The sequence below is a fragment of the Curtobacterium sp. PvP017 genome (assembly GCF_054060195.1).
Genome location: NZ_JBSSCY010000002.1, coordinates 353,518 through 374,954, shown reverse-complemented (window position 1 = coordinate 374,954; position 21,437 = coordinate 353,518). Strand labels below are relative to the sequence as shown.

The 21,437-nt window shown below is 71.3% G+C and carries 24 protein-coding genes; 6 read left to right on the top strand and 18 right to left on the bottom strand.

The window, feature by feature from the left end; genetic code table 11:
• Nucleotides 1-96: 96 nt before the first annotated feature.
• Nucleotides 97-1,035, bottom strand: coding sequence for an NADP-dependent oxidoreductase (locus ACVKXF_RS05815; RefSeq protein WP_396289627.1), 939 nt, complete (start codon nucleotides 1,033-1,035; stop codon nucleotides 97-99).
• Nucleotides 1,036-1,114: 79 nt separating this feature from the next.
• Here ACVKXF_RS05815 and ACVKXF_RS05810 point away from each other — a divergent pair, with 79 nt between their 5' ends.
• Entirely contained in the window at nucleotides 1,115-1,933 is an 819-nt protein-coding gene (locus ACVKXF_RS05810) for a shikimate 5-dehydrogenase (protein WP_222658885.1), read from the top strand.
• A 136-nt stretch (nucleotides 1,934-2,069) separates the two neighbouring features.
• Here the strand turns inward: ACVKXF_RS05810 and ACVKXF_RS05805 are convergent, their stop codons facing one another.
• From ACVKXF_RS05805 to ACVKXF_RS05795, 3 genes are read right to left on the bottom strand one after another with little or no spacing between them, the layout of a single operon-like run.
• Nucleotides 2,070-2,513 (bottom strand): SRPBCC family protein, encoded by a 444-nt coding sequence (locus ACVKXF_RS05805; protein WP_456795153.1) that lies wholly within the window; start codon nucleotides 2,511-2,513, stop codon nucleotides 2,070-2,072.
• A 5-nt stretch (nucleotides 2,514-2,518) separates the two neighbouring features.
• Nucleotides 2,519-3,964 (bottom strand): phytoene desaturase family protein, encoded by a 1,446-nt coding sequence (locus ACVKXF_RS05800; protein ID WP_456795152.1) that lies wholly within the window; start codon nucleotides 3,962-3,964, stop codon nucleotides 2,519-2,521.
• A gap of 39 nt (nucleotides 3,965-4,003) precedes the next feature.
• The gene (locus tag ACVKXF_RS05795; protein ID WP_456795151.1) at nucleotides 4,004-4,672 is read right to left on the bottom strand and encodes a hypothetical protein; all 669 of its coding nucleotides are present in this window, start codon (nucleotides 4,670-4,672) and stop codon (nucleotides 4,004-4,006) included.
• 102 nt (nucleotides 4,673-4,774) lie between these two features.
• Here ACVKXF_RS05795 and ACVKXF_RS05790 point away from each other — a divergent pair, with 102 nt between their 5' ends.
• A complete protein-coding gene (locus tag ACVKXF_RS05790) occupies nucleotides 4,775-5,050 on the top strand; it encodes a hypothetical protein (protein ID WP_340197424.1) in 276 nt (91 codons plus the stop codon).
• 32 nt (nucleotides 5,051-5,082) lie between these two features.
• Here ACVKXF_RS05790 and ACVKXF_RS05785 read toward each other — a convergent pair whose 3' ends face one another.
• The 3 genes from ACVKXF_RS05785 to ACVKXF_RS05775 are packed head-to-tail and all read right to left on the bottom strand — an operon-like array spanning nucleotide 5,083 to nucleotide 7,657.
• On the bottom strand, nucleotides 5,083-5,610 hold the full coding sequence (locus ACVKXF_RS05785) for a GNAT family N-acetyltransferase (protein ID WP_456795150.1): 528 nt from the start codon (nucleotides 5,608-5,610) through the stop codon (nucleotides 5,083-5,085).
• A 26-nt stretch (nucleotides 5,611-5,636) separates the two neighbouring features.
• Nucleotides 5,637-6,914 carry an ABC transporter permease gene (locus ACVKXF_RS05780; protein WP_456795148.1) on the bottom strand — a complete coding sequence of 426 codons (1,278 nt, stop codon included), beginning with the start codon at nucleotides 6,912-6,914 and terminating at the stop codon, nucleotides 5,637-5,639.
• Complete coding sequence (locus tag ACVKXF_RS05775; protein ID WP_123311530.1) at nucleotides 6,911-7,657, bottom strand: ABC transporter ATP-binding protein; 747 nt, start codon at nucleotides 7,655-7,657, stop codon at nucleotides 6,911-6,913. Before ACVKXF_RS05775 ends, ACVKXF_RS05780 begins: the two co-directional genes overlap by 4 nt.
• Nucleotides 7,658-7,737: 80 nt before the next feature.
• On the opposite strand from ACVKXF_RS05775, the gene ACVKXF_RS05770 reads away from it, so the two are divergent.
• A complete protein-coding gene (locus ACVKXF_RS05770) occupies nucleotides 7,738-8,367 on the top strand; it encodes a TetR/AcrR family transcriptional regulator (protein ID WP_456795147.1) in 630 nt (209 codons plus the stop codon).
• Here the strand turns inward: ACVKXF_RS05770 and ACVKXF_RS05765 are convergent.
• The 8 genes from ACVKXF_RS05765 to ACVKXF_RS05730 all read right to left on the bottom strand — a co-directional run bounded on the left by ACVKXF_RS05765 (nucleotide 8,354) and on the right by ACVKXF_RS05730 (nucleotide 15,256).
• Nucleotides 8,354-9,364, bottom strand: a complete 1,011-nt coding sequence (locus ACVKXF_RS05765) for a glycine betaine ABC transporter substrate-binding protein (protein WP_456795146.1) — start codon at nucleotides 9,362-9,364, stop codon at nucleotides 8,354-8,356. The two genes, ACVKXF_RS05770 and ACVKXF_RS05765, sit on opposite strands and share 14 nt — an antisense overlap.
• Complete coding sequence (locus ACVKXF_RS05760) at nucleotides 9,361-10,122, bottom strand: ABC transporter permease (RefSeq protein ID WP_456795145.1); 762 nt, start codon at nucleotides 10,120-10,122, stop codon at nucleotides 9,361-9,363. Before ACVKXF_RS05760 ends, ACVKXF_RS05765 begins: the two co-directional genes overlap by 4 nt.
• The gene (locus ACVKXF_RS05755; RefSeq protein ID WP_456795144.1) at nucleotides 10,119-11,396 is read right to left on the bottom strand and encodes an ABC transporter ATP-binding protein; all 1,278 of its coding nucleotides are present in this window, start codon (nucleotides 11,394-11,396) and stop codon (nucleotides 10,119-10,121) included. Before ACVKXF_RS05755 ends, ACVKXF_RS05760 begins: the two co-directional genes overlap by 4 nt.
• Nucleotides 11,383-12,030 (bottom strand): ABC transporter permease, encoded by a 648-nt coding sequence (locus ACVKXF_RS05750; protein WP_456795143.1) that lies wholly within the window; start codon nucleotides 12,028-12,030, stop codon nucleotides 11,383-11,385. Before ACVKXF_RS05750 ends, ACVKXF_RS05755 begins: the two co-directional genes overlap by 14 nt.
• Before the next feature lie 208 nt (nucleotides 12,031-12,238).
• On the bottom strand, nucleotides 12,239-12,943 hold the full coding sequence (locus ACVKXF_RS05745) for a DinB family protein (protein WP_123311521.1): 705 nt from the start codon (nucleotides 12,941-12,943) through the stop codon (nucleotides 12,239-12,241).
• The gene (locus ACVKXF_RS05740) at nucleotides 12,940-13,551 is read right to left on the bottom strand and encodes a DUF6197 family protein (RefSeq protein ID WP_456795142.1); all 612 of its coding nucleotides are present in this window, start codon (nucleotides 13,549-13,551) and stop codon (nucleotides 12,940-12,942) included. The genes ACVKXF_RS05745 and ACVKXF_RS05740 overlap by 4 nt, the downstream gene beginning before the upstream one ends.
• Before the next feature lie 58 nt (nucleotides 13,552-13,609).
• Nucleotides 13,610-14,488 (bottom strand): phosphotransferase, encoded by an 879-nt coding sequence (locus ACVKXF_RS05735; protein WP_456795141.1) that lies wholly within the window; start codon nucleotides 14,486-14,488, stop codon nucleotides 13,610-13,612.
• Nucleotides 14,489-14,605: 117 nt separating this feature from the next.
• Complete coding sequence (locus ACVKXF_RS05730; RefSeq protein ID WP_340197416.1) at nucleotides 14,606-15,256, bottom strand: ScbR family autoregulator-binding transcription factor; 651 nt, start codon at nucleotides 15,254-15,256, stop codon at nucleotides 14,606-14,608.
• A 74-nt stretch (nucleotides 15,257-15,330) separates the two neighbouring features.
• Here ACVKXF_RS05730 and ACVKXF_RS05725 point away from each other — a divergent pair, with 74 nt between their 5' ends.
• On the top strand, nucleotides 15,331-15,774 hold the full coding sequence (locus ACVKXF_RS05725) for a hypothetical protein (RefSeq protein WP_456795140.1): 444 nt from the start codon (nucleotides 15,331-15,333) through the stop codon (nucleotides 15,772-15,774).
• A 37-nt stretch (nucleotides 15,775-15,811) separates the two neighbouring features.
• Here the strand turns inward: ACVKXF_RS05725 and ACVKXF_RS05720 are convergent, their stop codons facing one another.
• Both ACVKXF_RS05720 and ACVKXF_RS05715 read right to left on the bottom strand, forming a co-directional pair.
• Nucleotides 15,812-16,969 carry a PP2C family protein-serine/threonine phosphatase gene (locus tag ACVKXF_RS05720; protein ID WP_456795139.1) on the bottom strand — a complete coding sequence of 386 codons (1,158 nt, stop codon included), beginning with the start codon at nucleotides 16,967-16,969 and terminating at the stop codon, nucleotides 15,812-15,814.
• A complete protein-coding gene (locus ACVKXF_RS05715; RefSeq protein ID WP_340197414.1) occupies nucleotides 16,966-17,742 on the bottom strand; it encodes a ThuA domain-containing protein in 777 nt (258 codons plus the stop codon). The genes ACVKXF_RS05720 and ACVKXF_RS05715 overlap by 4 nt, the downstream gene beginning before the upstream one ends.
• Before the next feature lie 50 nt (nucleotides 17,743-17,792).
• On the opposite strand from ACVKXF_RS05715, the gene ACVKXF_RS05710 reads away from it, so the two are divergent.
• Nucleotides 17,793-18,245, top strand: a complete 453-nt coding sequence (locus tag ACVKXF_RS05710; RefSeq protein WP_456795138.1) for a DUF3817 domain-containing protein — start codon at nucleotides 17,793-17,795, stop codon at nucleotides 18,243-18,245.
• 216 nt (nucleotides 18,246-18,461) lie between these two features.
• On the opposite strand, the gene ACVKXF_RS05705 is transcribed toward ACVKXF_RS05710, so the two are convergent.
• The gene (locus ACVKXF_RS05705; RefSeq protein WP_456795137.1) at nucleotides 18,462-20,672 is read right to left on the bottom strand and encodes an NADP-dependent isocitrate dehydrogenase; all 2,211 of its coding nucleotides are present in this window, start codon (nucleotides 20,670-20,672) and stop codon (nucleotides 18,462-18,464) included.
• Nucleotides 20,673-20,865: 193 nt separating this feature from the next.
• Here ACVKXF_RS05705 and ACVKXF_RS05700 point away from each other — a divergent pair, with 193 nt between their 5' ends.
• Nucleotides 20,866-21,231, top strand: coding sequence for a hypothetical protein (locus ACVKXF_RS05700; RefSeq protein WP_340196926.1), 366 nt, complete (start codon nucleotides 20,866-20,868; stop codon nucleotides 21,229-21,231).
• Nucleotides 21,232-21,437 lie beyond the last annotated feature (206 nt).

Genomic DNA, 21,437 nt, shown 5'->3' with positions numbered 1-21,437 from the left:
CAGTCTCGGGGCGCCCGAGCATCCGGGCCACACCCGGAGCGCAGTGGGGGAAACCCCCGGCCGTACCCCGAGCCGCCGAACGACCCCCGGCACCCGTCAGGGGATCAGCACGATCTTCCCGCGGGTGTGCCGCTGCTCGAGCTGCTCGTAGGCGTCCTGCACCCGGTCAAGCGGGTACGTCGCCGCGATCGGCACCTCGACCTCGCCGTTCGCCACCTGCATCGCGAGGGCGCCGAGGATCTCCGGGTCGGCCGTGTCCGCACTGCCGGATGCCTTCGCACCGACCTCGGCGGCGGCCTCGAACGCGATGATCGTCTCGATGCGGTCGACCGGCACGCCCAGGGCGATCCCCAGGTGCACGTACTCGGGTCCGTAGGTGTCGATGACGGCGTCGATGCCGTTGGTCGCGAGTTCGGTGATCCGCTCCTGCAGGCCCTCGCCGTACGCGACGGGTCGTGCTCGCTTCGACCGGAGCCACTCGTGGTTCGCCTCGGACGCGATCGCGATGACGTCGATGCCCTCGTTCGTCAGCAGTTGGGTGACGAACCCGCCGACACCACCGGCAGCCCCGGACACGACGACGGTCTCGCCGGGTCGGGGATCGACGGCACGGACGGCGGCAGCCGCGGTCGTCGCGACGATGTCGAGCCCGCCGGCGACGGTCCAGTCGAGCAGTCGCGGCTTCTGCACGACCTGTTCGGCCGGCACCGACACGTACTCCGCCTGGCTCGCGCGGTCCCACGACCACCCGAGGACCTCTTCGCCCTCGTCGACGCCGTCGACGCCCTCGCCGACCGCCACGACGATCCCGGCGAAGTCGGTGCCCTGTCCGGACGGCAGCGCGTCTGCGGACCCGCCGTCGAACAGCCCCTGGCGGATCGCCGACTCGCCGGGGTTGATGCCGGCGGCGCGGACGCGCACGAGCACCCGGCCGGCGGAGGCCTCGGGGACGGGGACCTCGGCGACGTGCAGCACGGACCGGTCTCCCCACTCGTCGAAGCGGACAGCGCGCATGGTCTCCGGGATCACAGTCATCGCGTCCGACGGTACCCCCAGCACGACGAACGGTCCGCGTGGACCGCTCCATCGGCGTGACGGTGGGAGACTGGGCGACATGCCCATCCTCAACAAGGACATGCAGGTCTGCATGTCGCTCGCGGCCCGGCCGAGCAACATCGGCACCCGGTTCCACAACTTCCTGTACGACGAGCTCGGGCTCAACTTCCTGTACAAGGCGTTCACCACGACCGACCTGCCCGGCGCCGTGGCCGGCATCCGTGCCCTCGGCATCCGTGGCTGCTCGGTGTCGATGCCCTTCAAGGAGGCGATCATCCCGCTCGTCGACCACATCGAGGAGTCCGCCGCCGCCATCCAGTCGGTGAACACGGTCGTGAACGACGACGGCGTGCTCACCGCGTCGAACACCGACTACGAGGCGATCGCCGCACTGCTCGCCTCGCACGACGTCGACACCGCGTCACGCGTGCTGCTCCGCGGTTCCGGCGGCATGGCGAAGGCCGTCACCGCGGCGTTCCGTGGCGCCGGCTTCGACCACCTGACGGTCGTCGCCCGCAACGAGCAGACCGGCCCGGCACTCGCGTCGCAGTACGGCTACGAGTGGGTCGCCGAGGAGCGCGAGGCGGGGGAGACCGACCTGGTCGTCAACGTCACGCCCCTCGGCATGCGCGGTGACCAGCAGGACGCGCTCGCCTTCGCCCAGGACCGGATCGAGGCAGCCCACACGGTCTTCGACGTGGTCGCGTTCCCCTCGGAGACCCCGCTGGTCCGCGCCGGCCGCCAGGCCGGCAAGCACGTCATCACCGGAGCCGAGGTCATCGCGCTGCAGGCAGCACGCCAGTTCGAGCGCTACACGGGCGTCGCCCTGACCGACGACCAGGTGGCGCGCGCCAGCGAGTTCTCGCGCGCCGAGTAGTCGACGCGACCACGAGGACGGACGGGAGGTGGGCCCCACACGCCGGTTCCGGCGTGACGCGCCAGCGGCACGACGGCCGTGACGGGAGGGACGGTGCCAGCTGGCACCGTGCCTCCCGTCCGTCCGTGGGGACGTCTCAAGCGTTCGCCGCGCGTCCGACGGCCACCCACCCGAGCCGGCGCAACGTCTCGTGGTTGCGGACCCAGATGAGCGGCTGCATGAGGAAGTCGGGGACGTACGAGCCCGGACCGGCGACCGCGTTCTCGACGATCGTCACCTTGCAGCCCTTGCGGTGCGGCTCCACGGTCAGTTCCACGCGTGCCTCGCCGATCGGCCACCCCTTCGGCTGGATCACCATGCGGTGCGGCGGGTCCCACACCAACGAGGTCGTGACGTCGTCGATGACGACCGGCCACGCGCCGAACGAGTGGTGCAGGTGCGTGCCGACCTGCGGCCACCCGGGCTCCTGCGCGCGCATGCGTGAGGCGCCGACCACCCAGGTCGTGTAGAGCCAGCCGTCGGCGAACACGTCGAAGACGTCCTCGGGCGAGCAGTGCAGGATGCGGACGTTCTTGGCCATGGTGTTCAGCCTTCCGGGGTGAGGTCGACGTCGTCGGGCAGCCCGAAGGTGTGCCGGAGCGCGCTCTTCGCGGCACGCCAACCAGCCATGCCGTGCACACCGGGGCCGGGCGCGGACGACTCCGAGCACAGGTACATGCCGCCGCCCATCCGCCACGGGTCGCTGGACAGCACCGGGCGCTTCACGAGCTGCCAGAAGCTCGCAGCACCGGCGGCGATGTCACCGCCGACGTAGTTCGGGTTGTGGTCCGACATGTGCGCCGCCGTGCGGCTCGACGACTGCAGGATCGTGTCGCGGAACCCCGGTGCGAACCGCTCGACCTGCCGCGTGATCGCCTCGGTCTGGTCGACGTCGGACCCCGCCGGCACGTGCGCGTAGGCCCAGAACACGTGCTTGCCCCCCGGCGCACGGGTCGGATCGACGACGGTCGGCTCCGAACCGAGCACGTACGGCCGTTCGGCGTGCCGGCCGTGCGCGACCGAGCCCTCCGCCGCGGCGATCTCGGCTCGCGTCCCACCGATGTGCACGGTGCCGGCCCTGCGCAGCGCCTCGTTCGTCCACGGCACCGGGTCGGACAGTGCGAAGTCGACCTTCGCAGCTGCGTTGCCGAACCGGAACCGGCGGAGCGCACCGCGCTTCGGCGTCGGGATCTGCGAACCGGCGATCCGCAGCATGCCGGGCACGCTCGTGTCGAACAGCACCGCCTTCGCCGGAGTGAGGTCACCGAGGGACCGGACCTCGTGCCCGGTGACGATGCGACCGCCGTGCGCGACGAGGTCGTCGGCGAGCGCGTCGACGATCGACTGGCTGCCGCCGATCGGCACGGGCCAGCCGCGGGCGTGTGCGTAGGCGCCGAGCGACAGCGCCGCGGCGGCCGTCGACAGCGAGGGCATGTGCTGGATGGAGTGTGCGGCGACACCGGACACCATCGCCGGCGCGGCGTCCTGCCGGAAGCGGGCGTTCCAGGCGCTGCTGCCCTGCTCGAGGGCGCGCAGGCCGAACCGCAGCACCGTGAGCGGGTGCCGTGGCACGTGCAGCAGGGCGTCGGTCGCGAAGTCGGCGACCTGGTCGGCGGAACGGGCGAGCGGGCCCATCAGGTTCCGGAAGGCGGGACCGTCCACACCGAGCTCGGCGGCCGTCCGCTCGAGGTCCTGGTACGCGATGCCCGCGCGACCGCCGTCGAGCGGGTGCCCGTACTGCACCTCGGGCAGGCGGAGCTCGATGCGCTCCTCCATCCGGAACAGCCGGAAGAACTCGGACTGCAGCGCCATCGGGTGCACGGCCGAGCAGACGTCGTGCAGGAACCCCGGCAGCGTGAGCTCCGCGGTGCGCGCCCCACCGCCGATCGTGTCGTTCCGTTCGACCACCTCGACGGACAGGCCCGCACGGGCGAGCGTCACCGCCGCCGCGAGTCCGTTCGGTCCGGCCCCGACGACCACCGCATCAACCATGGTCCGAGCCTAGGGACTCGTGTCTGCGCGTGGTCCCGGTCAGGGGCGTGCGACGTCGGGGTCAGCCGGGTCGGAGCCGTCCTCGTCGCCGTCGACGTCGTCGGGCTCGTCGGCGTCGACCGGGGTCGAGCCCACGGGGTGCTCGGCCAGCAACGTCGCGAAGTCCTCGTCGAGCATCTGCTGCAGGCGGTCGTCACGGCCGATCTCGTAGTCGTCGGCCGGACGCTGGGCCCAGCCGAGACGCCCGACGACCGTGGTGCCGATGTCGTCCCAGGCTCGGGCGCGGGCAGCGAGCACGATGCCGTCGACGAAGTGCTGGTCGTCGCGGCGCTTGTCGAGCATCGTCGCGAGTTGCTCGTACGTCGCCTCACGCGTGCGGAGCTTGAGGTCGTCGCCCCGCCGGTAGTCGTGCTGGTGGCGTGAGCGACCCTTCGACTTGCTCGACGTCGACCGGATCTCCCGCATGCGGGCAGCGTCGCCCCGCTGTTCCTCGGCCATGCGGTGCAGTTCCTCGCGCGCAGCCTCGGCGATCAGCGCGTGGTCGAAGTAGCCCTGGTCACGCAGCGCGTTCGTGATGATCCGGTTGCCGACCGCGATCGTGACCGCGGCCTTCGCGATGAGGAAGCCCTCGTCGACGGCACGCTTCAGTTCGACCTGGCTGATGGGTCGATCGCGCACGTCGTGGTTGCGTCGTCCGAACAAGGCCATGCTCCGACGATACCGGCGGCGGGTGACCATCCGTCCGCAGGCGGACCCGGATCAGGCCCTGGAGGGACGACGCACCCCGAGCGGTTCCGTAGCGTCAGGTGCATGGTCACGTACTCGGAATCCCCCCGCACCGGTCTCGGGACGGCGAGCCTGGTCCTCGGGATCTGCTCGCTGCTCGCCGGATGGACGTTCGTCGCCCCGATCGTCGGGCTGTGCCTGGGGGTCGCTTCGCGGAGCCGGGAACCGCTCGCCCGTGGTCGCGCGGGGTGGGGGATCTTCCTGAACCTCGTCGCGCTGGCCGTCTGGATCCTGCTGCTCGTGCTGGCGGTCGTCGGCGGTGTGTTCGCGGTCTGGCTGGGTGCGACGCAGGGCTCCTGACGCACGCGCACGGGGGAGGCGGGGATCCTCGCCTAGAGCAGCAGGCCGTAGACGGCGACGTCGGCCCGGACGGGCCCGAGCGGCAGCGCACCCCGCAGGGTCCCCTCGTGGGCGAACCCGAGCCGTTCGGCGAGCGCGCGGCTGCGGACGTTGTCGACGCCGGTCCGGATCTCGAGCCGTGCGGTGCCGCGTGCCCGCGCGACCTCGACCAGGACCCCGGCGGCTCGCCCCGCAACACCGCAGCCCTCGTGTCCGGCGTCGACCCAGTAGCCGAGCGATGCCTGACCCAGGTACGGGTCGAAGGTCAGCGACGCCACCCCGACGATCCGGTCGTCGGACCGGATGACGCACGGGAGCGCACGGTCCATCGCGAACTGGCCGAGCAGCCGTTCGGTGTGCAGCCCGATGGTCTCGCGGTCCTGCGGGTCCCATGCCCACGGTTCGGCCGCACGCAGTCGACCCAGGTTCGCGCGCACGAGTTCGAGCACCTGGTCGACCGTCGTCAGGTCGCGCAGCGTCAGCGTGTACCCGTCGCCGAGGTCCCGCCCGAATGCCGCCACCCGTCAGAGACTATGCACGCGGAGCGCTACTCGTACCGGAGCGCCTCGATCGGGTTCTGCCGTGCGGCGCGGCGTGCGGGGAGGGTGCCGGCGAGGAACGCGATGAACATCACGACGAGGATGATCGTCGCCACCGAACTCGGTGCGAACTGCATGATCTGCAGGCCCGGCAGGTCCTTGAGCACCGTGCCGGCGAGGACGTTCGAGATGCCCGTGCCGAGCAGGATCGCGACACCGGCACCGATCGCGCTGCCGAGGAAGCCGATGAAGACCGCCTCGAGCGAGAACAGCGTGTAGACCTTGCCGCCGCCCATGCCCATCGCCTTCATCAGACCGATCTCGCGGGTGCGCTCCTGCACGCTCATGAGCAGCGTGTTGATGATGCCGAAGCCCGCCGCCACCAGGGCGATGACGGCGAAGGCGTTCAGGACCCCGACGATGCCGCTGATGACGGTCTGGAACTGACCGAGCTGGTCCTGGATGGTCTGCCCGAGGAACCCGTCGTCCGACAGTGCCTTCTTGACCGTGGTCGCGGAGGCCCCGGAGTCGAGCGTCGCGGTGGCGCTGGCGTACGAGGTCGCGATCGAGTCCGGCTTGCCGACCTCTTGCGCGGCCTGCATCGCGTCGGTGAGCGCGGCGTTCGCCCCGGCACCGCCGCCGAACAGCGACTCGTTCTGCACACCGACCACCGTGGCGGTGAGGGTGTGCTCCTTGCCCTGGTAGTCGTCCACCGCGAAGGTGAGCTCCTTGCCGATGGCGGCCTTCGCACTGCCGAGTCCGAGGTTCTCCAGGTAGTTCGTCGGCAGGATCACCTGGTTCGCGTCGGTGTCGTCGTCGAGCTGCTTCCCGCTCGCCAGGTCGGCGTCGAGCTCGCCGGCGTTGGCCGTGAGCGAGACGACGTACTTGCCGTCGTCACCGTGCTCGGCGTACTTCGGCGCGAGGGCGACCGCCGGACGGATGCTCTTGATGCCGTCGATCGCGCGGATGTCGTCGACGTCGGACTGCGACAGGTACGAGAACGACGCCGGACCACGGTCGACGCTCTGGCCGGACTCGTCGGGGTCGTACTCCGCCGGGCCGCTGTCGGTCGACGCGGTGTCGACGGCCTTCGTGATGGTCAGGGAACCGGTGTCGCCGATCGAGGAGACCTGGGTGTCGATGTAGTTGCTGACGCCCGTGCCGATCGCCGAGGTGAGCGTGATCGTGAAGGCGCCGATGAAGATCGCGATGACCGTCAGGGTCGTGCGCAGCTTCGACCGGAAGGTGTTCGCGACCGCGGTGCGGAGCAGGTCGAGGAAGTTCATGCGGAGTGCCTTCCGTGCGTGGCCTGCTGGTCGACGGCGGCGCCGGCCGTGGGCACGCCGTCCGATCCGCCGACGATGAGTCCGTCGCGGACGTTGACGCTGCGGTCGCAGCGGGCGGCGAGTTCTTCGTCGTGGGTCACCACGACGAGCGTGATCCCGCGTTCGCGCTGCAGGCCGAAGAGCATGTCCTCGACCACCTGCCCGGTGTTCGTGTCGAGGTTGCCGGTCGGCTCGTCGGCGAAGATGACGCTCGGCTCGCCGACCAGTGCGCGTGCGATGACCACGCGCTGCTTCTGCCCGCCGGACAGGTCGTTGGCGTCGTTCTTCGCCTTGTCGGCGAGGCCGAGGGACTCGAGCGCCGCCATGCCGCGGCGCTTCCGCTCGGCACCGGAGACGCCGGCGATCTTGAGGGGGAGCACGACGTTGTCGAGCACCGAGGTCTTGGGGGTCAGGAAGAACTGCTGGAACACGAACCCGAAGGTGCTGTTGCGCGTGCGGTTCACCTGCCGCGCACCGAGGGTCGCCGCATCGGTGCCGTCGAGCAGGACCTGCCCGGTCGACGGCTTGTCGAGCAGTGCGAGCAGGTGCATGAGCGTCGACTTGCCCGAGCCGGACTTGCCGACGATCGCAAGGCTCTCGCCCTGGTGCACCTGGAGCGACACCCCCTTGAGCGCGTCGAACCGCGTCGGGCCTCGGCCGTAGGTCCTGGCAAGGTCACGGGCCTCGAGCACGGGAGTGGTCATGGCCCCACCGTAGTGTCCGGTGCACGACTGCAAGTTTGCGTTTGCTGTAGATCATGTGACGTTCCGGTTACAGTCGGGCCATGCCCGACACCGCGCCCGCCACCGAGATGGGTCTGCGCGACCGCAAGCGCATCGAGACCCGCAACCGCATCGCGGAGGCGGCTCGGTCGCTGGCCCTCGAGCAGGACATCGACCGCACCACGATCGAGCAGATCGCCGCCCGTGCCGAGGTGTCACCGCGCACGTTCTTCAACTACTTCGAGAGCAAGGAGGACGCGGTCCTCGGGCACACCGAGCTCGACCTCGACCCCGCCACCCTCGACGCGCACCTGGCCGCCGTCGCGGGGGAGCCGGCGGCGCAGGCCGTGGTCGACCTGGCGTTCCTGGTGTTCGGCTCGTCGTTCGGCGACGAGCACGAGCGACTCGAGCGCAAGGAGGTCATCGTGCGGTTCCCGCAGCTGATGCGCCGCCAGGTCGCGCGGATGACCACGGTCGCCGAGGCGATGACCGGCGCGGTGCGCAGGATCCTCGAACGCGATCCCGCCTGGGGGCCGGACGCCGCGACCCCGCAGGCGGCCGAGATGCTGCTCGGCATGTGCATGACGGGACTGCGCAGCGCCGCCCGGCACGAGGGCTCCGCCCCGGAGCAGGTGCGTGCCGCGGTGGTCGCGTCGATCCGCGACGCCGCGGCCCGCATCACGGCTTCGTGATGAAGCCCTCCTTGACCATCCAGTCGAAGGCGACGTCGGCCGGCTCCCGCCCCTCGACGTCGACCTGACGGTTCAGCTCCTGCAGCACGGCGTCGGTGAGCTTCGGCGAGATCTGGTCGTAGACGTCGGCGAGCTGCGGGTACTCCTTGAGCGTGGCCGAGTCGAGGACCGGGGCGACGTTGTACGCCGGGAAGAAGCCCTTGTCGTCCTCGAGCACGGTCAGGCCGAGGGACTTGATGCGGCCGTCGGTGGTGAAGACCTCGCCGAAGTTGCACTTGCCGCGGTCGGTGGCCGTGTAGACCGTGCCGGTGTCGAGGATGCTGACGTTGTCGCTCGGGATCCCGTTGTCGCCCGAACCGCCGAGCTCCAAGCCGTACTTCTTCAGCATCGGCTTGAACCCGTCGGCACGCGAGTTGAACTCCGACTCCACGCAGAAGGTGCGCTCGTCGACGGGCAGCTTTGCGATGTCGGAGAGCGTCTTGACGTCCCCGAGCTCCTCGACCGCCTCGTCGCGGACCGCGAAGGCGTAGGTGTTGTTCATCGGCGCCGGGTCGAGCCACGTGAGCCCGTTGCCGGCGTCCTCCTGCTTGACCGCTTCCCACTGCTCGGTCTTGTCCGGGATCCCCTCGGCGTGGCCCATGAAGGTCAGCCAGGCGGTGCCCGTGTACTCGTAGGTCAAGTCCGCACCGTGCGAGGTCATCAACTCGCGGACGGCGACGCTGCCCGGCACGTTGGTCTCGTCGGTGACGTCGAACCCGGCGGCCTTCGCGGCGAGCACGGCGATCTTGCCGAGCACGAGCTGCTCGGTGAAGTTCTTCGACGTCACGGTGATGTGGGCGCCGTCCGGCAGGTCGTCGATGCGCTCGATGGTGCCGGGACCGGCCTCGGGGACGAAGGACGTGGCGGGCTGCAGACCGCAGCCGGCCAGGACGAGCGCGGTGGTGCCGGCGAGCACGACGGCGGCCCCGCGGCGGAGGCGGCGGGTACGGCGGTTCATCGGAGTCCCTTCGGACGTGCGACGGTCTCGACCACGCGGCCGAGCCAGTCGATGGAGAGGGCGAGGAGCGCCACGAGCAGCGCCCCGGCGACGAGCACCTTCGGCAGGAAGAGCGTCACGCCCGTGGTGATGAGGAGACCGAGACCACCGGCACCGACGAAGGTGGCCAGGCTCGCGGTACCGACGAGCAGCACGAGGGCCGTCCGGATGCCGGACAGCATGACCGGCACCGCGAGGGGCAGCTCGACGCGCATCAGGACGCTGAACGCGCTCATGCCCATGCCACGGCCGGCCTCCACAAGCCGCGAATCGACGCTCTGCACACCGATCATGGTGTTCCGGAGCACCGGCAGGATCGCGTAGAGCACGAGCGCGACCACGGCGGACCAGCTGTTCAGGCCGAGCCACGCGGCGAGCAGCACGATCAGGCCGACCGCGGGGGCCGCCTGCCCGAAGTTCGCGACGGCGAGCACGTACGGGCTCGCCCGGCGCAGCGGTCCGCGCGTGAGGACGATGCCGAGCGGGATGCCGATGACGAGCACCAGCACCGTCGACTGCAGCGTGAGCACCAGGTGCTGCCCGGTGAGCGCCAGGATGTCCGACGGGTTGAGCGTCGTGCGCTCGGTCGGGGTCAGGTCCGCCGTGGCGAGCCAGATCGCGAACCCGGCGAGCACGAGGAGGATCGCGATCGGCTGGAAGAGCAGGCCCTTCCAGGACGTGCTGGCGCCGGTGGCGGGTCCGGCGGCGACAGCGCTCACAGGTCTTCCCCGGAGGGCGCGATCACGGGCGCCGCCGACGAGGACGGCAGCGTCTCGATCTGGTTGGTGTTCGTGCCGACCGGCGTGTACGCGCGGTCGTCAGCGGCTGCCGCACGCGACCGGGTGATGGCCTCCATGACGACCTCGACCGTGATGACACCGCGGAACGCCTCGCCCCGACCGGTGACGAGTGCGGCGCCCGCGCTGGAGACGAGCATGGTGTCGAGCGCGTCGTTGAGCGTCGAGGCCTCGCCCACGATCGGCAGTTCCGGGTCGACGCCGTCCGGGATCCGGTCCAGGCGCTCGAGCTGCCGGCGCGACGGCCAGCCGATCGGCCGCTGCCGACGGTCGACCACGACGGCGTGCCCGTGGCCTCCGGCCTCCTGCATGCGCTGCAGGACGGCCTTCGCCTCTTCGCCGGGGGAGCAGGTCACCGCGGAGACGACCTCGACGTCGCGGACCCGGTTCAGGGTGAGCTGCTTCAGCCCGGCCCCCGAGCCGATGAAGTTCTCGACGAACTCGTTCGCCGGCTCGGCCAGGATCCGCTCCGGGGTGTCGTACTGCACGATGTGCGCACCCTCGGTGAAGATGACGATCCAGTCGCCGAGCTTCACGGCCTCGTCGAAGTCGTGGCTGACGATGACGATCGTCTTGTGCAGCTCCTCCTGGATGCGCAGGAGCTCGTCCTGCAGACGCTGCCGGGTGATCGGGTCCACCGCGCCGAACGGCTCGTCCATCAGCAGGACGGGCGGGTCGGCGGCGAGCGCCCGGGCGACACCGACGCGCTGCTGCTGGCCGCCGGAGAGTTCGCGGGGGTAGCGGTCGCGGTAGGTGTCGGGGTCGAGCGAGACGAGGTCGAGCAGCTCGTCGACGCGCGCCGCGATCTTCTCCTTCGACCAGCCGAGCATCTTCGGCACGATCGCGATGTTCGCGGCGACGGTCATGTGCGGGAAGAGCCCGCCGGCCTGGATGACGTAGCCCATCCGGCGGCGGAGCTCGTCGGCGTCGATGCCGGTCACGTCGTCGTCCCCGACGACGATGCGGCCCTCGGTGGGCTCGATCAGCCGGTTGATCATCTTGAGCGTGGTCGTCTTGCCGCAGCCGGACGGGCCGACGAGCATGACGATCTTGCCGGCGGGGATCTCGAGGGTGATGCCGTCGACGGCGGGCTTCGACTGTCCGGGGTACCGCTTGGTGACCTCGTCGAGCAGGATGCTGCGGCCGGTGACGTCCCCTTCGGGCGCGGTGGTGGTGGCGGAGTCAGTGCTGGACACGGATACCTCTCGAGATGGTCAGGCGGCCGAGGCCGATGAGGAGCAGGTCGAGGACGAGGGCGAGCAGGACGACGCCGATCACCCCGACGACCACGGAGTACAGGGCGTTCGCGCCGCCGAGGCGCGAGAGTCCGGAGAAGATGAAGCCGCCGAGCCCGGGACCGAGGGCGTACGCGGCGATGGCCGCGATGCCCATCACCATCTGTGCGGACACGCGGACGCCGCTCAGGATGATCGGCCAGGCCATCGGCAGTTCGACCTGCACGAGGGTCCGGAACCGGCCCATGCCGATGCCCCGCGCCGACTCGACGACGCTGGGCGGGATCTCTGCGAGGCCGACGACCGCGTTGCGCAGGATCGGCAGGGCGGCGAAGAAGACGACGGTGACCACCGAGGGAAGGACGCCGAAGCCGAGCGGGACGATGAGCAGGCCGATGACCGCGAAGGACGGCAGGGTGAGGCCGATGGCGGACACCCCGTTCGCGACGGAGGTCAGCCGGGGGCTGCGGTAGACGAGTGTGGCGAGCACCACGGCGATGACCGTGGCGAGCACCGTGCACTGGACCACCAGCGAGAAGTGCTGCCACGACGAGAACCAGATCTGGCTCCATCGCTCCACGACGTACTGGAACACGGGTGAGCGCTCCCCTTCCGGTCGGCCGAACTGCCCACGGGTCGGGGCACAAGCTGCGCCAAAGCTACGCAGGGCTCGGAGCGACCGCACGACGGGGAGCCGGCGAACGGATCGTTTCCTGTGCGGAGCACCTGCGGGAAAGCCCCGGTCACGAGGCGGTTCGGCCGGCGAGCCTGAGAGAACGGTAACGATCGTGAGGCGGCGTCGGCTACGTGGCCAGGCCCCGCAGTCCGGAGCGCTCGGCGATGTCGACGAGCTGCTCGCGCCAGAGGACCCACTCTTCCGGGCTCTTGTCGGCCAGGTTGCCGTCCCCGTCGCCCGCCAGTCCGTCGAGCATCTCGCGGACGATGTCGGCGTGCCCTGCGTGCCGGGCGGTCTCGTACGCCATGTGCACCAGGATCCGGTGGAGCGTGACCTCGCGGTGCTCCTCCGGCCACCACGGGACGGTGCCGCGGGCGTCCAAGTCGAGCGCCTCGATGGTCGCGTCGGCGTGCGCAGCGCTGCGGTGGTGGAAGGCCACGACGTCGTCCAGGGTCTCGTCGAGCGACGCGTACATGTCGTCGCCGTCCTCCGAGTCGAGCCAGGCGGGCGCGTCCGGCAGCGGTCGGCCGAACACCTCGCCGAAGTAGCCGGCCTGCACCCCCGCGACGTGCTTCACCAGTCCGAGCACGTTCGTGCCGGTCGGCGTCACCGGCCAGCGAGCCTGCCGTTCGGCCAGGCCGTCGAGCTTGCCGAGGAGCGCGGCGCGGTGCTTCTGCAGGTACCGGTGCAGCGTCCGCTTCACCCCGGCGGCCGAGGCCAGGGGATCGGTGTCCGACGACGCGCCCTCGTCCGACAGGACCGCGTTCCCGCTGGACGCGAGACCGGCAGTCGTCGCAGGGTGGACCTCGGGGACGGCGTCGGTGCTGCTCATGCCCTCGATCGTGCCACCACGACGTCCTGCAGGCGTGCCGATTCCTGCACGGCCACGCGCTCCGCGGTGAGCAGTAGCCCGGCCACCTCGGCCGAGGTACGCGCGGGGGCGTCGTTCCAGCTCGTCAGGTCACGCACGCGGCCCATCCGGACGTCGGGCGCCGGGCACCACAGCACCGGCGCACCCTCGTCCACGGCGAGCGCGTGCCAGACGAGGTCGAGCGAGTGCTGGACCCGTGGCGAGTGCACGGCGTGCGGTCCGCCGGCGGCCGAGACGACGGCGCCGACCAGGCAGGCGGCGACGAGCGGCCGACCCTGCACGTCCATCGCGGCGGCGCTCGTGGCGTTCCGCGTCCGGCCGTGCTCGTCGAGGTACGCGAACCAGGCGTGCTGGATCCAGCCGCGTTCGACGACGCCGCGCGCCTCGGACAGCAGGTGCTCGAGCTCGCCGAGTTCATGCAGCCGGGCCTCGACCCGTCGGACACGTGCGGCGGCGCGGCGCTCGGCGAGGCGGTCGAGGAACCCGCGCAGGCCGGTTCGGTCGGATCGGGTGGGAGCGGGAGAGGCGTCGGTGGCGACGTCGTGCTGGACGCGGAACTCGAGGGTCATGAGGGCCCCTCCGATCGGCTGTGCACGGATGGTGCGGTCACGATAGCCCCGCGGGGTCTCAGCCGTCCAGCACCGCGTCGATGCTGCGCCGGGCGACGCTCCGGAAGGCGCGTTCGTCGGACGACGCGAGCGCGGAGGCGAGCGCGATCGCCCACCCGCGGGCGCGTCCCCAGGTGGCGTCCGGGGCGGCGACCAGCGTCCGGAACGTGTGGCGGGCCTCCCGGTCGAGCGTCAGCCAGGCGGTGGCGAGGTCGACGGCGGGGTCCCCCGAGGTCACGTCGCCGAAGTCGACGACCGCCGACAGGCGTTCGTCGCCGTCCGGGGTGCCGTCCACGAGCACGTTGAAGGGGTGCAGGTCGCCGTGCACCCAGACGGGAGGCCCGGTGTGCGTCGGCAGCGCCGCCGCGGTCCGCCAGGCCGCTGCCAGCTCCACGGCCCGGGGCACGTCCTGCGTGGCGAGTCGCGTCAGGACGGCGTCGCTGCGCGTCGCCAGCGGCACCGCACGGAACGGGTTCGCCGGTGCCTCGGCCGGAGCCGGCACGTGCAGCCGTCGCACGAACTCCGCGAGCGCCTCGGCGACCCGCACCCCGGCAGCACGCTCACCGACGGGCGCACCGGGGAGCCACGGGACGACGCTCCACGACCAGGGGTACCCGAGCGCAGGACGACCCACGCGCACCGGAGCCGGCACCGGGACCACCGGTCCGACGCGGGCAGCGATCCCCGGCAGCCACCGCTGCTCGTGCTCGACCAGGCGTGCTGCGAGCTCGCGGCGCGGCAGCCGCACGGCGTACTCGTCGCCGAGCCGCACGATGACGTTGTCCCAGCCGTTGGCGACCACCACGAGCCGTCGGTCCGCCAGGTCGGGGTGCTGGTCGTGGAGCAGCGCCCGGACGAGCGGGACGTCGACGTCGACCTCGGCCGGTGGTGTGGGCACCGGCTCAGGCTAGTGGGCCGCCGGACACATGCCCGCGAACGGGGGCGGGTGCGGAAACCGACCGCTGGGTATCCTCGGGAGGACGGTGACGTGGGTGTTTCCCTGGGGGGACCCGCGTCACTCCGGGGCGATGATCGCGACGAGTCGGGGGACCTCGGGTCGCAGGCGCTCCGTGACCAGCGCGGCGAGCAGCACCGTCCAGAGCTCCCGCAGGCGCTCGTACAGGTCGGTGCGGTCGGCGAGCACGTCCGACACCGTCTGCACGCCCGTGTAGGCGGGGATGACCACGCGACCCACCAGGTCCGGGTCCCACCGGGCGTCGACCTCGCCGGCGTCGATCGCCTGGCGGACCGTCTGCGCGATGACGGCCATCCAGTCGGTGTACGGGTCCTGGCGGGGGACGTCGCGCGTCGCGACCTCGGTCGACAGACGGATGCCGGCGCTCACGACGACCTCGGTCACCATCTGGGTCGCCAGTCCCTGCGACATCCACATGAGGGCCTCGAGCGGTGTCCTGCTCCGGGCGATCGCGGCCTCGCCGTACCGCCGGGAGACCTCGTGCTGCTGGGCGATCACGGCGCCGGCCAGGTCGGCCTTCGAGGCGAAGTGGAAGTAGAGCGCACCCTTGGTCAGACCGATCCGCTCGGCGACGCCGTCCATCGACGCACCGAGGTACCCACGGTCGTCGAACTCGGCGGCCGCGGCCCCGATGATCGCCGCGCGGGTCTCGAGCGCGCGCTGCTGCCGGGTGCGTCCGTCCTGCGCCATCACCTCCCGATCGTAGTCCCGCTCCCGGGGCACGCACGGCCCGCGTCCGGGCGGGTGCCCTACGGTTGGCGGCCATGGACGGATGGCGGAACCCTGCGCGGTGGGCGCGGACCGGACGGTGGCTGCTGCTGCCGATCGCGGTGCTCGACTGGGTGGCCCTCGCGCCGCAGACCATCGTCGTGGTCGCCTTCCTGATCGCCGTCGTCGGCCTGGCAGGCATGGCGGCCGCGCTCGTCGTGTACATGCTCGGGCGCTCCCGCGGGGCGATGGCCCTGCTCGGCGTCGTGCTGCTGCTCGGCGGGCTCGTGGTGTTCGGCCTCGACCCGTTCCCCGGTTCGTTCCCGCTCATCGACGCGTGGTGGCCCGAGTCGATCACGCAGCCGCAGGTGGTCGGCAGCGCCTACTGGCAGCTGGCCGGTCTCGGCATCGAGCTCGCCGGCTTCGGGCTGCTGGCCACGCTGCTCGTCGTCGCGCTCACCGGCGCGCCCCGATCACGGCAGGACCGCTTCCGCTCCTGACGCGTGACCGGTGACCGGCGACGACGGCGACCGGCGTTCAGTGTCGGCCGAGCACGACCAGCGTCACGTCGTCGGCGGCGCCGGTCGGCACCAGGGCACGGACCCGTTCGACGGCCGCCGCACCGGTCGGCTCCGCCGCGACGAGGGCGGCCAGGTCGTCCAGGTGCCGGAGCCCTTCGAGCGCCAGGACACCCTCGGTGCACACCGCCAACCGATCGCCCGCCGCCAGGTCGAACGCGGCGGGGGACCTCGGCACGGACTCCGGCTGCAGGCCGAGCGGCAGGTCGAGCGAGTGCAACGCACGGCTGCTGCCGTCGGCGCGGACGAGCACCGCGAGGCCGTGGCCCGCATCCCCGAAGTCGACGTGCCCCGACGTCGGGTCGAGCCGCAGGTGGAAGAGCGAGCCGACGGCGTCCGCAGCGGACAGGTCGGCGGTGATCTGGGCCTCCAGACCGCCGATCGCGTCCGGCAGGGCGGTCTCGGTCCGCGCGACCACGGCACCACGCACGGTCGAGGCGAGCAGGCCGGACGCGCGGCCGGCCGCCGCGACGCCGCCCACGGTGACGTGCAGCGCACCGTCGGCGGCGAGTCGCCAGTCGGCGACGTCCCCGCCGCCCTGCTGACGACGCAGCGCGAGCGTGTCCAGGTCGTGGCCGGGGACCTCGACGCGTTCGGGGACCAGGCTCTCGCGCACCCGGCTGATCCGACCGCGGTCGATCGCGTGGCCGAGTTCGCGCTCGGCCCAGCGGGCGAGGTCGCGGAGCAGGTCGAGGTCCGCTGCCGACATCTCGCGCGGGGTCGCGTCCATGATGCACAGCGTTCCGACCCGGGTGCCGTCGAGCATCGTCAGCGGCGCCCCCGCGTAGAAGCGGATCCCGTGCTCCGCCACCGCCGCGGTGTGCGCGTACCGGTCGTCGAGCGAGGCGTCCGGGATCACCATCGGCTCCGGGCTGAGCACCGTCGTGGCGCAGAACTGCTCGCTCGCGGGCACGCTCGAACCCTGGTGCCAGCCGAACGTCGACTGCGTCGTGACGACGTCACTGTGGACGAGGTTGAGGAAGGTCAGCGGCACGCCGAACGCCTCGTGGGTCATGCGGGTGATGCGGTCGAAACGCTCCTCGGGGCCTGCCCCCAAGACCTCGAGCGCCTCGATCACCGCGGTGCGTCGGTCCGCACCGTCGAGATGGTTGGTCACCCGTCCTGTCTACCCGCACCGTCCGTCAGGAACCAGTCCCGCGGGTGCTGGTCGGCCGTCAACGTGCGTCGCTCGGACACCGGGGCGGCCCAGGACGCCGCGTTCGACAGCACCCGCTGGATGTCCGGGTGGTGGTAGACGGGGTACTCCTGGTCGCCGGGGGAGAAGTAGAAGACCTTCCCGAGACCACGGCGGTAGGCGACGCCGGACCGGAACACCTCGCCGCCCGCGAAGGTCGACAGGAAGACCTCCTCGTCGGGGCGCGGGATGTCGAAGAACTCGCCGTACATCTCCTGCCGGTCGATCACGATCGGGTGCGGGACCCCGGCGGCGATCGGGTGCTCCGGCGCGATCGTCCAGACGAGCTCGCGTTCGCCGTCGTTCCGCCACTTCAGCGAGCAGGTGGTGCCCATCAGGCGCTTGAACGGCTTCGAGTAGTGCCCGGAGTGCAGCACCACCAGGCCCATGCCGGCGTGCACGGCGTCGACGACCAGGTCGACGACGGCGTCGCTGACCTCGTCGTGGGCGGCGTGGCCCCACCAGAACAGGACGTCGGTCGTGGCCAGGCGTTCGGCGGTGATGCCGTGGTCGGGCTCCTGCAGCGTGGCGGTGCTCACGGTGGCATCGGGGTGGTGCTCGCGGAGCGCTGCGGCGATCACGGTGTGCATACCGTCGGGGTAATGCCCGATGACCGTCGCGTCACCGCGGGTCTCGTGCACGTTCTCGTTCCAGACGACGATGTTCAGGGGACGGGATTCGGTCGGCACTGACATGGCTCCACGCTAGCGGGTCTTCTCCAGGGGCGGTCCGCGACGATGTGGGCATGACTCCCCGCTCCCTGTTCCGCGCCGCCGCGGTCGCCGAACTCGTGACCTGGACCATGCTCATCGCCGGGATGGTGCTCAAGTACGGCCTGGACGCCGGCGACTGGGGCGTCCGGATCGGCGGCGGGGTGCACGGCTTCGTGTTCCTGGCCTACCTGGTGGTGACGACCGTCGTCGCGGTCAACCAGCGTTGGTCGGCCGGTACGCTCCTGCTCGGCTGGGCGAGTGCCGTCGTGCCGTACGCCACGGTGCCGTTCGAGGTCGCGGTGGCCCGGCGCGGCATGCTCGAGGGCTCGTGGCGCCGCTCGCCGGACGCGCACTCGGGCTTCTGGGACCGCCTGCTGTTCTTCGTGGTGCGTCGTCCGGTGGTCGCGGTCGGCATCGGGGTGGTGGCGGTCGCCCTGGTGTTCGTGGTGCTGCTCGCCGCGGGTCCGCCCGTGCCGCGCTCCTGAGCGCCGTTCTCGCTCCGGCCGCCGCGAGGCCGGCCGCCGCGAGGTTCCACAACACGCCGCTCAGGTTCGCCGAGGTTCCGGAGACGGGCCGTGCGCGGCGCGACATGCCGAGATTTCGGAACCTCGGGGGCGGGTGACGGGGGTGGGCGCGCGTGACGACGGACGGGAGGCCCGGTGCCAGCTGGCACCGGGCCTCCCGTCCGTCAGGTGGTGCTCCTAGAGCGCGGCGAGCGTCGCGTTCAACGTTGCGGACGGGCGCATGACCGCACTCGTCTTGGCGTCGTCGGGGCGGTAGTAGCCGCCGATGTCGGCCGGGTGGCCCTGCACGCCGTTCAGCTCCTCGACGATCTGCTGCTCCTGCGCGTCGAGCTTCCCGGCGATCTCGGCGAACGCCGCCGCGAGCTCGGTGTCCTGCGTCTGCGCCGCGAGCTCCTCCGCCCAGTACTTGGCCAGGTAGAAGTGGCTGCCGCGGTTGTCGATCGAGCCGAGCTTGCGGCCCGGGGACTTGTCCTGCTCGAGGAAGGTCCCGGTGGCACGGTCGAGCGTCTCACCGAGGATCTTCGCCCGCTCGTTGCCCGTCACACCGGCGAGGTGCTCGAGGCTGACCGCCAGCGCGAGGAACTCGCCGAGGCTGTCCCAGCGCAGGTAGTTCTGCTGCACGAGCTGCTGGACGTGCTTCGGGGCCGAACCGCCGGCGCCGGTCTCGAACAGTCCGCCACCACCGAGCAGCGGGACGACGGAGAGCATCTTCGCCGAGGTGCCGAGCTCCATGATCGGGAACAGGTCCGTCAGGTAGTCGCGCAGGACGTTGCCCGTCACGGAGATGGTGTCCTCGCCGCGGCGGATGCGCTCGAGCGAGAAACGCATGGCGTCCTCCGGCGACAGGATCTCGATCTGCAGGCCCTCGGTGTCGAGCTCGCCCAGGTACCGGCGGACCAGACCGATCAGGTTCGCGTCGTGCGCACGGGTCTCGTCGAGCCAGAACACGGCCGGGGTCTCCGAGGCGCGGGCACGGGTGACGGCGAGCTTGACCCAGTCGCGGATGGCGACGTCCTTGGTCTGGCAGGCGCGCCAGATGTCGCCGGGCTCGACGTCGTGCTCGATGACGACGTCGCCGGCGGCGTTCGTCACGCGGACGACGCCTGCACCGGGGACCTCGAAGGTCTTGTCGTGCGAGCCGTACTCCTCGGCCTTCAGCGCCATCAGGCCGACGTTCGGGACGGAGCCCATCGTCGCCGGGTCGAAGGCGCCGTTGATGCGGCAGTCGTCGATCACGGTCTGGTAGATGCCGGCGTAGCTCGAGTCCGGGATCACGGCGAGGGTGTCGTGCTCGTCGCCGTCCGGGCCCCACATGTGGCCGGAGGTGCGGATCATCGCGGGCATCGAGGCGTCCACGATGACGTCGCTCGGCACGTGCAGGTTCGTGATGCCCTTGTCCGAGTCGACCATCGCGAGCTCGGGGCCGGCGGCGATGCCGTCGGTGAAGGCCTGCTTGATCTCCGCGCCGTTCGGCAGGGCGTCGAGGCCCGCGAGGATCGAGCCGAGGCCGTCGTTCGGGGTGAGTCCGGCAGCCGCCAGGTCGGCCCCGAAGCGCTCGAACACCGACGGGAAGAACGCCTTGATGACGTGGCCGAAGATGATCGGGTCAGAGACCTTCATCATCGTGGCCTTGAGGTGGACGGAGAACAGGACGTCCTCGGCCGCGGCGCGCTGGATCTGCTCCTGCAGGAAGGTCTCGAGCGCGGCGACGTGCAGCACGGTGCCGTCGACGACCTCGCCCTGCACGACGGGGATCGACTGCTTGAGGACCTGGGTCTCGCCACCCTCGGCGACGAACGTGATCGTCAGGACGTCGTCGGCGGGGGCGATCCAGGACTTCTCGTTCGACCGGAAGTCGTCGACGCCCATGGTGACGACGTTGGTCTTCGAGTCACGCGACCAGGCGCCCATGCGGTGCGGGTGCTTCCGCGCGTAGTTCTTGACCGACAGGGGCGCGCGGCGGTCGGAGTTGCCCTCGCGCAGCACGGGGTTGACGGCGCTGCCCTGGACGCGGCCGTAGCGGGCGCGGGCGTCGCGCTCCTCGTCCGTCTTCGGCTCGTCGGGGTAGTCCGGCAGGTCGTAGCCCTGCGCCTGCAGTTCCTTGATCGCGACCTTGAGCTGGGGGATCGACGCCGAGATGTTCGGCAGCTTGATGATGTTCGCCTCGGGGGTCTTCGCCAGGTCGCCGAGTTCGGCGAGGGCGTCGTCCAGGCGCTGCTCGTCAGTGAGCCGCTCGGGGAACTGGGCGATGATCCGGCCGGCGAGCGAGATGTCGCGCGTCTCGACGTCGACACCAGCGGTGCCGGCGAAGGCCTGGATGACCGGGAGGAAGGAGTGGGTGGCGAGGAACGGCGCCTCGTCCGTGAGGGTGTAGATGATCTTGGCCATGCTGGCGGGTACTCCCTTGTTCGACCGTCGGTACGTCCACGGTACTCGTGGCGCAGGATGTCTCGACATCAAGATACATGGTGCGGCCTGCGTCCGGCAGGTGCTCGGCAGACGTCCTGGAGGCGCACTGGCGACACATAGGAACGCCCGGTGGACTGGTCTTCCGCAGTTCCCGAGCCGCAGGAGGGTGACCATGTCGACGACACGTCAGACGCCGGAGGAGTTCGGGTGGACCGCGGAGGACCTGCGCTCCGCCTACGCCTCGGACGGCAGTGGCCCGTACCGGTACGCCCCGGACGGCAGTGGGCCCTTCTCGTACGACGTCGACGGGTCCGGTCCGTGGCTCGTCGGCCCGGAGCCCCGGCGCGGGCCGGCACGGTTCGCCCCGCGCGACCGGAGCGGGCGCGGGCGGCTCCGCAGGATCGGGACCGCCTGCACCGCCGGAGCGCTGGCACTCGTGCTCGCCGTCGGCAGCGTCGCGGTCATCGCGCACACCGCCCTTCCACACCCCTCGATTCAGGCGAGTGTTCACCACAGCGGTGAGCCCGACAGGACCTGATCGCCCGGACGGCCCCCACCGCACCGCACCATGCCGGCCCCGCCGCATGGTGCGAGGATGACCGCCGCGTGCGCGCCTACTGCGCCGCACCGCGCCGCCAACCGCGCACGGGATGACGACGCACGCACCGTGCGGACAGGAGGCACGCGGCCACGCCACCACGAGCCTCCCGTCCGTCCGGCGGTCGCGCCCACCGCACCATGCCG

Bases quoted from the DNA above. Each gene is read 5' to 3' on its own strand.
- ACVKXF_RS05815 (WP_396289627.1), bottom strand. From the start codon at position 1,035: ATGACTGTGATCCCGGAGACCATGCGCGCTGTCCGCTTCGACGAGTGG.
- ACVKXF_RS05810 (WP_222658885.1), top strand. From the start codon at position 1,115: ATGCCCATCCTCAACAAGGACATGCAGGTCTGCATGTCGCTCGCGGCC.
- ACVKXF_RS05805 (WP_456795153.1), bottom strand. From the start codon at position 2,513: ATGGCCAAGAACGTCCGCATCCTGCACTGCTCGCCCGAGGACGTCTTC.
- ACVKXF_RS05800 (WP_456795152.1), bottom strand. From the start codon at position 3,964: ATGGTTGATGCGGTGGTCGTCGGGGCCGGACCGAACGGACTCGCGGCG.
- ACVKXF_RS05795 (WP_456795151.1), bottom strand. From the start codon at position 4,672: ATGGCCTTGTTCGGACGACGCAACCACGACGTGCGCGATCGACCCATC.
- ACVKXF_RS05790 (WP_340197424.1), top strand. From the start codon at position 4,775: ATGGTCACGTACTCGGAATCCCCCCGCACCGGTCTCGGGACGGCGAGC.
- ACVKXF_RS05780 (WP_456795148.1), bottom strand. From the start codon at position 6,914: ATGAACTTCCTCGACCTGCTCCGCACCGCGGTCGCGAACACCTTCCGG.
- ACVKXF_RS05775 (WP_123311530.1), bottom strand. From the start codon at position 7,657: ATGACCACTCCCGTGCTCGAGGCCCGTGACCTTGCCAGGACCTACGGC.
- ACVKXF_RS05770 (WP_456795147.1), top strand. From the start codon at position 7,738: ATGCCCGACACCGCGCCCGCCACCGAGATGGGTCTGCGCGACCGCAAG.
- ACVKXF_RS05765 (WP_456795146.1), bottom strand. From the start codon at position 9,364: ATGAACCGCCGTACCCGCCGCCTCCGCCGCGGGGCCGCCGTCGTGCTC.
- ACVKXF_RS05745 (WP_123311521.1), bottom strand. From the start codon at position 12,943: ATGAGCAGCACCGACGCCGTCCCCGAGGTCCACCCTGCGACGACTGCC.
- ACVKXF_RS05740 (WP_456795142.1), bottom strand. From the start codon at position 13,551: ATGACCCTCGAGTTCCGCGTCCAGCACGACGTCGCCACCGACGCCTCT.
- ACVKXF_RS05730 (WP_340197416.1), bottom strand. From the start codon at position 15,256: ATGGCGCAGGACGGACGCACCCGGCAGCAGCGCGCGCTCGAGACCCGC.
- ACVKXF_RS05725 (WP_456795140.1), top strand. From the start codon at position 15,331: ATGGACGGATGGCGGAACCCTGCGCGGTGGGCGCGGACCGGACGGTGG.
- ACVKXF_RS05715 (WP_340197414.1), bottom strand. From the start codon at position 17,742: ATGTCAGTGCCGACCGAATCCCGTCCCCTGAACATCGTCGTCTGGAAC.
- ACVKXF_RS05710 (WP_456795138.1), top strand. From the start codon at position 17,793: ATGACTCCCCGCTCCCTGTTCCGCGCCGCCGCGGTCGCCGAACTCGTG.
- ACVKXF_RS05705 (WP_456795137.1), bottom strand. From the start codon at position 20,672: ATGGCCAAGATCATCTACACCCTCACGGACGAGGCGCCGTTCCTCGCC.
- ACVKXF_RS05700 (WP_340196926.1), top strand. From the start codon at position 20,866: ATGTCGACGACACGTCAGACGCCGGAGGAGTTCGGGTGGACCGCGGAG.